This window comes from Pontibacter sp. H249, assembly GCF_037892465.1.
Taxonomy (GTDB): Bacteria; Bacteroidota; Bacteroidia; order Cytophagales; family Hymenobacteraceae; genus Pontibacter.
On record NZ_JBBKTR010000029.1, the window covers coordinates 1 to 9,104 of the forward strand.

At 45.5% G+C, this 9,104-nt stretch carries 5 protein-coding genes; all 5 read left to right on the forward strand.

Translation table 11 applies throughout. The annotated features are described in order from the left end of the window. The first annotated feature begins 177 nt into the window (after window positions 1–177). Window positions 178–2,325 (forward strand): T9SS type A sorting domain-containing protein, encoded by a 2,148-nt coding sequence (locus WG943_RS21115; protein WP_340412017.1) that lies wholly within the window; start codon window positions 178–180, stop codon window positions 2,323–2,325. Window positions 2,326–2,927: 602 nt separating this feature from the next. Beyond that, on the forward strand, window positions 2,928–3,872 hold the full coding sequence (locus WG943_RS21120; protein ID WP_340412019.1) for a DUF3667 domain-containing protein: 945 nt from the start codon (window positions 2,928–2,930) through the stop codon (window positions 3,870–3,872). Between the two features lie 21 nt (window positions 3,873–3,893). Then, entirely contained in the window at window positions 3,894–5,276 is a 1,383-nt protein-coding gene (gene dgt / locus WG943_RS21125) for a dGTP triphosphohydrolase (RefSeq protein ID WP_340412021.1), read from the forward strand. A 273-nt stretch (window positions 5,277–5,549) separates the two neighbouring features. Further along, a complete protein-coding gene (locus WG943_RS21130) occupies window positions 5,550–6,884 on the forward strand; it encodes a M16 family metallopeptidase (RefSeq protein WP_340412023.1) in 1,335 nt (444 codons plus the stop codon). 125 nt (window positions 6,885–7,009) lie between these two features. Continuing rightward, window positions 7,010–9,091: a M16 family metallopeptidase gene (locus tag WG943_RS21135; protein ID WP_340412025.1), complete on the forward strand. Its 2,082-nt coding sequence runs from the start codon at window positions 7,010–7,012 to the stop codon at window positions 9,089–9,091. The last annotated feature ends 13 nt before the right edge of the window (window positions 9,092–9,104 follow it).

Below are 9,104 nucleotides of genomic sequence, written 5' to 3' on the forward strand. Positions count from 1 at the left end.
ATCAGCCTGCAGGTTTATACTTTGCAGGCTGATGTGTTTTTAAACTCCTGTGCTGTTTAATATTAAATTACTAACTATATATCCATTTATATACTAGTTTGCGTAAGTATAACACGCTGCTGCAGTCTATTGCTGCTGCTGCAACTTTGCTCTACATCTATAATCGCATCTGCAAGTATGATAAAACTATATGCAGCTCCTATTTCGCCGGTACGTATTACGCTTAGCCAGCTGCTCACCATTCTGACCCTATTCACAACTACTAGCCTTTTTGCCGATAACAGGCTGCACATGATCCCTGTTCCGCTGGAGGAACGCGTTGCCAATGCAGAAGTAATTATTGAGGGTGAGGTAGTTTCACAGAAGTCTTTCTGGAACGCTGAGCATACCAACATTTATACTTCAAACATCATCCGGGTTTACAAAGTATTTAAAGGCACCGTGCAGGAGCAGGAAGTAGAGCTGATAACACAAGGAGGCAGCGTTGGGCTTAAAAGACATGTGGCATCTGCGGCGCTGGAGCTATACAAGGGGCAGCAGGGCATTTTCTTCTTGCTACAGGAAAAAGAAGTTAATGCAACGCCATACAACCTAGCCACACGCACAAGAGCCTACGCCAGCAAGCAGGGCTTTGTAAAGTATAACCTGCAGGAGCTATCTGCTACAGATGTTTTTAATACCTACAGTTCTGTGCAGCTGCTATATAATAGAATAACAAGCAAAGCAGGAAACAACTACCGCGTAGTGCAGGAAAACACCCCGTTGCAGAAAGCGGTAGATGCACGCCAAACAGGCAGCCAGCCGCAAACACAGAACAGCCTGCTTATTCCTGTTATAACAAACTTCTCGCCTATAGTTGCAACAGCTGGCACAGGTGCCATACTTACTATTAACGGCAACAACTTTGGCAGCACCCGCGGCTCTGGCAAAGTGGAGTTTCGCAATTCTGATGATGGAGGCAGAACCACGGTAGAGCCCCGCTTAAAAGATTATATCTCGTGGTCTAATACTCAGATAAGAGTAAGAATACCGTCGCGGGGTGCGAACGGTGGCACAGCCGGATCGGGTGTGGTACGTGTAACAGCTTCTGATGGTACGGCTATAAACAGCCTTACCGAACTAATAATAGAGTATGCTATACTTAATGTAACCCTAACCGATAGCAAAATCAGATCTTTTGAACCGCTGCTACAAGGTAAAAACGGCGACGGAGGTTATACAGTACGGTATGCCCCAAGTATGCAAAACAGAGCTGCCGCACGCGAAGGTTTTGAACGTGCCTTAACCACCTGGTCGTGCGCTACAAATGTAAACTGGGAAGTAGGTGCATCCACAAATATAGAGGCTGCCAAAGACGATGAAATTTCTGTTATACGTTTTGCTGCGGGCTCAACATTCGGAGACGAAAATGTGTTGGCCAGTACGATTAGCTATTGGGAGGGCTACCTCTGCGACAACGATACACTTTTCTGGCTTAGCGAGTTTGACATGTCGATTAACAGCAGCATTAACTGGCAGTATGGCCCGGGAGGACCAGGTGAGAGACAATATGACTATGAAACAGTTATATTGCATGAGCTAGGCCACGCCCACCAGCTGGGGCACGTAATACTGCCGCGTGCGGTTATGCACTATGCTATAGAGGCCCAGGCGTTGGTTCGCGATCTCAGCGATGCCGATATTAGGGGCGGAAACAGGATGATGGAAAGGAGTATACAGCCGATCACTTGTAACGTTCCCATCTCACCGATGACACTTAAGCTAGACAGCGAGTGTAACCTGGCTCCGGAGATATTTACCTTTGACGGCGCATTTCAGGGTGGCCAAGTGGTGCTTAACTGGGAGACCCGGCAAGAGCAAAATGTAGATTTTTATACAGTACAGCGCAGTGATGATGGGTCGGAATGGAATGATATTGCCGATGTTGATGCTAAAGGATCTGGGTTTTATAACTACACTGACCGTAACCCGCTGGCCGATATAAGCTATTACCGCCTAAAGGTTGTTTACAACGACAACAGCACCAGCTTCTCGCCACGTGTACGAATTTTAGACCCGGCATCTCTGCGCGTTTTAAGGGTTTACCCTAACCCAGTAGGGCCAGATGTACACAGCGTTAACCTGCTCTATTTGGTACAGGCCAGCACAACCTTAACCGCACAACTTTATAATTCCACTGGTAAGCAGGTTCGGGACCTGAATATTTCGCTGTCAACATTAAACGTACCTATCGAGGTATCGCTAAGCGGTTTGGCACCGGGTGTGTATATCCTAAAGTGGCAGGAAAGATCGAACAGCGGACAGTTTAAGATACTGAAGTTGTAGAAACTCTGAGTTAAATACCTGTAAGGCGTATAGGCTGATTTGGTATCGGCCTAAGCAATTCTCTTTAAAGTAGCTTAGTAAGTAATGTTGCACTGCTCTCAAAAAGACTTTTTCTCTCTGAGAGCAGTACAACATAAACAGATGTAGGTTATAACATCGCTTTTAAGGCAAGCTACAGCTACAAGGTTGCAGTTCTCCTATAAACGCTATATTAAGGCGGATGCCGTGCAAATACTTTTACGACAGCATTTTACTCGTAGCAGCATATAGGTAAGGTTGTTTTATAACTTGGAAAGGACGATTTGTATGACTGCAAATTTGTAACATCTGCCACAGCGAAACAAAGCATTTTTCACCCTGTTTGTAACATCACCTAACACCTCTTTTTACTCTATTATCATCGCAAAACATTGGCTTAACGCACCTAAAGCCACTATTAAGCTGTTTAAACATCTATATTTTGTAACATAAGCTATGCTGTGTTATGGATATTTTTTATGTTGAACGCCTCCTGTAAAAACAGAAACCTTCTCAAACTGGCTTTATAATAGCCATATGCTTATATTTGAAGTAGCACATCAATGCTGAAACCTCAGTACAGTATGGCCAAAAAGAGACGCAAGTTTACGCAATGCCCTAATTGCGGGTATATTTTTGAGGAGGTGAATAACTTTTGCCCTAACTGCGGCCAGGAAAACCATGACTTAAATGTACCGGTTAAGCACCTGATCGCAGAGTTTTTTGAGGGCACTTTACACTTCGACACAAAAGCCTGGATAACGTTAAAGTATCTTATACTTAAACCGGGCCTGCTCACCGAAAAATTTAATATCGGGCAGCGTGCCTCTTATGTTCCGCCCTTTCGGCTGTATGTTTTCGTAAGTATAATCTTCTTTTTTCTGTTAGCGCTCATTGCCGATAACAGTGTTAGATTAAACGGAGGAAAGCCCAACAGCGAAGCCACTACAGTACTTCCCGGAGTTACGATAAGCACAAACCAGAACGACTCGTTAATTGCCGCTGCCGCCGACTCCGCTGCACTCGAAAAAGTAAAAACCATTACACAAGATTCTAAAGAGCTGCAGGCCCTGCAGTCCGAAATCGGAGAAAACAAATTTGCATCAGAGTTTGCTGATAAGTTTGCCAAGTTCACCAGTCACGGCGATGAGTCAAAACAGAAGCTATTTAAGAACCTCTCTTTTATGATGTTCCTGCTGATGCCGTTCTTCGCATTGGTGTTATACTTGTACTACCGCAAGCAAAACCGCAATTACGTAGAGCACCTGATGTTCTCTATCCACCTGCATACATTCTACTTTATACTTTTGATGGTAGCGATGCTGGTAGGGCAGCTTTTGCCAACACTTGAGTTTGAAGGGGTAGTGTTTTTAATTATGGGTTTATACTTATACTTCGCCCTTCGGCAGGTGTACAAACAGTCTTATCTGCGCACATTCTTCAGTCTGCTGCCAATTGGCTTCGCTTATTTAATAACTTTGGCTATCTTTTTCTTGAGCACTATTTTCGTGAGCGTGCTTTTAACTTAAGCCTTCTATACTTTCATCCTTATGTCTTTAACTGCCACCGTTACCACCACCTGGGACAAACTGCTCTCAAAGAAACGCTTCGAAACTTCCGATAAAAAGTATACTTCCGATGAGTCGGTGCGTGGTGAGTTTCAGCGCGATTACGATCGTATTGTGTTTTCTTCTGCTTTCAGAAGGCTACAAAACAAAACACAGGTAATGCCTATGCCCGAAAGCGATTTTGTGCACACCAGGCTTACGCATAGTTTAGAGGCATCGGTGGTAGGCAGGTCTTTAGGTCGTATTGTAGGCAAAAGCATACTGGAGAGAAACCCGGAACTGGCGCAGGAGAAGAATATACAGGAGGCTGATTTTGGTGATGTGGTAGCAGCAGCCTGTTTAGCGCACGATATCGGCAACCCACCATTTGGCCACTCCGGCGAAGATGCGATATCGGCATACTTTCTTAGCAGCGAGGCGCAGCCATACTTAGCAAACTTAACAGAGGCAGAAAAAGCTGATTTAACCCGTTACGAAGGCAATGCAGCAGGCTTTAGAGTACTTACCTATACTTACCCGGCACACTGCAACCTTCCCGGCGGCCTTAGCCTTACCTATACTACGCTGGCTACTTTTACCAAGTATCCCAAAGAGTCGCTTCCGATCATCCTGAACACGAAGAACACCAGCGAGAAAAAGTATGGCTTCTTCCAGACGGAAAAGCAGTGGTTTGACAATATTGCCAAAGAGCTGGGACTATTAAAGAAAGGGCATGACGGCGAAGTATTTTACAACCGCCACCCACTAGCCTTTTTAGTAGAAGCCGCAGACGATATCTGTTACCGCATCATTGATTTTGAAGATGGCCTTAAACTTGGCCTGGTTCCGCATGAGCAGGGCATCGGTTTGCTGCGCCAGATACTGAACGACAACCCTGACCGTAAATCAAGCCTAACCTTTTTTGACTGGAAAGAGGAAATCGGTTACCTGCGAGCCCGCATCATCGGCAAACTGATAGATGAGACAACTGCATTATTTTTAAAGCACGAGCAGGAGCTACTAGCTGGCACTTACGATAAGCCGCTGATAAATGAACTAGAGTGTAAACCCATACTTGACCAGATAAAAGACTTATCTATAAAGCTGATTTACCAGAACCGCCCAGTGTTGGAGATAGAGGCAGCCGGCTTTGAGGTATTAGGAGGCTTACTGGACGCAGGCATAAAAGCCGTGTTTGAGAAAAACTCCAAGCACCACCGCAAACTAGCTGCACTTATACCGCCGCACTACATTGCGTTAACAGAAACAGCAACTGATTACGATCGCATCATCCACATCTGCGATTTTGTAACCAGCCTTACCGACCAGGCTGCATTAGGGCTATACCGTAAAATAAAAGGCATAGAATTGCCTAAGATGTATTGATTTTAGCGTGCTGTTAAAGGCTTATACTTTTAGCAAACTGCCTTACTTTATGCATCAACGCGGCAATTACATGCTGTGTTAAGCGCTACATTTTAGTTCGTCTACAAAATCATTGGGTTCATCTGCATTTGCTCTTAATTGGCAGAATTGAGCATCCCATATGGGGTTTTAAATTCGCTACTTCCTCAAATTTGAACTAATTTTAGACTTCATAGAAGTTAATTTACCTATTACAAAAACAGTATTAGTATTCTCCTTTAACAAATAAACACAATGAAACACAAGCTGTTATTATGCCTGCTGTGGTGTGCCTCCGGCCTTATGGCCATGGCGCAGACCAAGGGCAACAAGATTGAGTTTACGGAGTACACCCTCCCGAACGGCCTGCACGTAATCCTGCATCAGGATAAGTCTACGCCTAATGTAGCCGTATCGGTGCTGTACCATGTGGGCTCTAAAAACGAAGTAGAAGGACGCTCTGGCTTTGCCCACTTTTTTGAGCACCTGATGTTTGAGGGCACCGAAAATATTGAGCGTGGCCAGTTTAGCTCGCTGGTGCAGAAAGCCGGTGGCGCACTTAATGCCAACACTTCCTTTGACAGAACATACTATTACGAACTGCTACCATCTAACCAGGTTGAACTTGGCATATGGCTGGAAGCGGAGCGTATGAAGCATGCTAAAATAGACGAGGTTGGTGTTGAAACGCAGCGTAAAGTAGTACAGGAAGAGAAGCGTGAGCGCATCGATAACCAGCCTTATGGCTCTATGGGCGAAAACGTATTCTCTCTGGCTTATACTAAGCACCCTTACAAATCTATGCCAATCGGTTCTTTTGAAGACTTGAATGCAGCCAGCATTGAGGAGTTCCGCGATTTCTACAAAACTTTCTACGTGCCAAATAACGCCACACTTTCTATAGCTGGCGACATTGATATTGAGGCTACCAAGAAGATGATCGAGAAGTACTTTGCAGCCATTCCAAAAGGTAACAAAGAGATTCCTCGCCCTAAGGTAACAGAGCCAAAGCAAACAGAAGAGCGCCGTAAAACAGTTTACGACAACATACAGTTGCCAGCCGTTATCCATGCTTACCACATTCCGGCGCAAGGTACTGATGATTATTATGCCCTTTCTCTCTTAACCACTCTACTTTCCGGCGGCGAGAGTGCACGTTTGCCAAAAGCACTGGTAGATAAGCAGCAAAAAGCTGTGGCAGCAGCCTCTATACCGTTCCCAACAGAAGATCCGGGATTGTTCCTGACCTTTGCTATTGCCAACATGGGCGTAGAGGTAGATGACCTTGAGAAAGCCATGAATGCAGAAATTGAGCGCGTAAAAACAGAAGACCTATCGGAGCGTGAGTTCCAGAAGCTTCGCAACCAGGTAGAGAGCCAGTTCGTGCAGCAAAATAGCACTGTTGCTGGCCGTGCAGAGAGCCTTGCTAACTATGCAGTATACTTTGGCGACGCTAACCTGATCAATACTGAATTGCAGCGTTACATGAACGTGACAAAAGCAGACATTAAGCGCGTGGCTAACGAGTACCTGACTAAAAACAACCGTGTAGTACTGCACTACCTGCCAAAATCAGCTCAGCCTAAGTAATTTTTAAGACATAGGACAATTCAGACAAAGGGCTTTATGACAAAGGAAATCAGGTTTATACTTTCTGAGAGTCTTTTGTCCTTTGTCATAAAAATCTTTTGTCAAGTCATAATTGAAGAGAAATCATGATAAAAAAATATTTTAGTACCGCATTTCTGGCGTTGGCACTTGTGTATGTAGCCCCTGCCCAGACAAAACAAACTCCTCCTCCGCCAGGTCCGGCTCCTAAAATTGAGTTGGGCAAGTATGAGCATTTCACGCTGAAAAACGGCCTGAAAGTATACGTGGTAGAAAACCACAAGCTGCCGGTTGTGTCTATGTCGCTTGTACTAGACCGTGACCCGATACTGGAAGGTGATAAAGCTGGCTATGTGCAGGCTGCAGGCCAGATGATGCGCACCGGCACCACCAACCGCACCAAAGACCAGTTAGATGAGCAGGTAGACTTTATCGGAGCAACATTAGGATTCTCTTCTACTGGCTTTAACGCCTCGTCGCTTAAAAAGCACCTGCCAACATTGATGGATCTTACTGCTGATGCTCTGCTAAACCCTAAGTTCACGCAAGAGGAGCTCGACAAGATCAAAAAGCAGATGAAAGCAAACCTGGCGCAGTCTAAAGACAACCCGGATGCCATTGCAAGCCGCACCCGCAACCTGGTGCTGTATGGCAAAGATCACCCGTACGGCGAGATCATGACTGATCAGACAGTGGACAACTTTACGCTGCAGGATATCCAGAATTACTACAACACTTACTACAAGCCAAATATTGGTTATCTGGCGGTTGTAGGTGATGTAACGCCAAAGGAGATGAAGAAGCTCCTGAAGAAGTCGCTTAAAAACTGGGAAAAGGGCGATGTAAAAGATGTGAAGTATGACCTGCCAAAACAGCCATCGCAAACACAGGTAGTTATTGTAGATAGACCAAGCGCTGTACAGAGTGTACTTACCTTAACCAACCCAATCGACCTGAAGCCAGGCGCTGAGGATGCTGTAGCTGCTTCTTTGATGAACAACATATTAGGTGGTGGCATGGATGCCCGCCTGTTTAAGAACCTGCGCGAAACGCATGGTTACACTTATGGTGCCTACTCTGGCGTAACCAACGACGAGATACTAGGCCGTTTTAGCGCCAATGCAAGCGTGCGTAATGCCGTTACCGATAGCGCTGTGGTAGAGTTTATGAACGAGCTTACCAAGATGCGTAACGAGCGTGTAAGCAACGATGAACTGCGTGATGCGAAAGCTTTTGTAATGGGTAGCTACGGCCGAGGCCTGGAGAACCCAGCAACTGTAGCTGTTTACGCTATCAACACTGCACGTTACGGACTGCCAGAAGATTATTATGCTAACTACCTGAAAAAAGTAGAAGCTGTTACAGCAGAAGACATCCAGCGTGTGGCTCAAAAGTATATACAGCCAGATAAAATGTATATTTTGGCAGTAGGTAATGCAGGCGAGGTAGCCGACAAGCTGCAGAAGTTCGATAAAGACGGTAAGTTAGACTACTACAGCACAACCGGCGAAGTAGTGGATCGTGCAGCCATGGGCGTGCCGGCTGGCCTTACTGCCGAGACTGTGCTTGATAACTACATTAAAGCCATCGGCGGCAAAAATAATATCGAAAAGCTGAAAGATGTTACTGTTACCAGCAATGCCAGCATTCAGGGTATGCAGCTTACCATGGTGCAGCAACAGAAAGGCAGCGACAAGTTTGCCATGCAGGTATCTATGAACAACAGCCCGATGCAGCGCGTGATCATCAACGGTGATAAAGGCAAAATGGAAGCTCCGATGCAGGGCATCAACCAGGAGATACCAAAAGAGCAGCTGGCAACGCAGAAACTGGAAGCTAACTTGTTCCCAGTATTGCAGTACGGTAAACTGGGCATTACTACCAAGCTAACCGGTATGGAGAAAGTTGATGGCAAAGATGCCTATGCTGTAGAGGTTATGCAGCCAAATGGCCAGAAGGCTATTCACTACTTCGCTAAAGACAGCGGCCTTCGCCTGAAAGAGGTAAACAGTTTACAAGGGCCGCAAGGCGTAATCACCCAAACAAAAGTATACAGCAACTACAAAGAGGTGAACGGTGTAAAGTTCCCTTATGTGGTGGAGACTACGGTTGGCCCGCAAGTGATCAAGGCTGAAGTACAAAAAGTTGAGGTTAATAAGAACCTAAGCGACGATACGTTTAAGCTGTAAGTATAAATTTATA

Excerpts from the sequence above, each read along its gene's own strand:
- WG943_RS21115 (WP_340412017.1), top strand. The coding sequence starts at position 178 with ATGATAAAACTATATGCAGCTCCTATTTCGCCGGTACGTATTACGCTT.
- WG943_RS21120 (WP_340412019.1), top strand. The coding sequence starts at position 2,928 with ATGGCCAAAAAGAGACGCAAGTTTACGCAATGCCCTAATTGCGGGTAT.
- dgt (WP_340412021.1), top strand. The coding sequence starts at position 3,894 with ATGTCTTTAACTGCCACCGTTACCACCACCTGGGACAAACTGCTCTCA.
- WG943_RS21130 (WP_340412023.1), top strand. The coding sequence starts at position 5,550 with ATGAAACACAAGCTGTTATTATGCCTGCTGTGGTGTGCCTCCGGCCTT.
- WG943_RS21135 (WP_340412025.1), top strand. The coding sequence starts at position 7,010 with ATGATAAAAAAATATTTTAGTACCGCATTTCTGGCGTTGGCACTTGTG.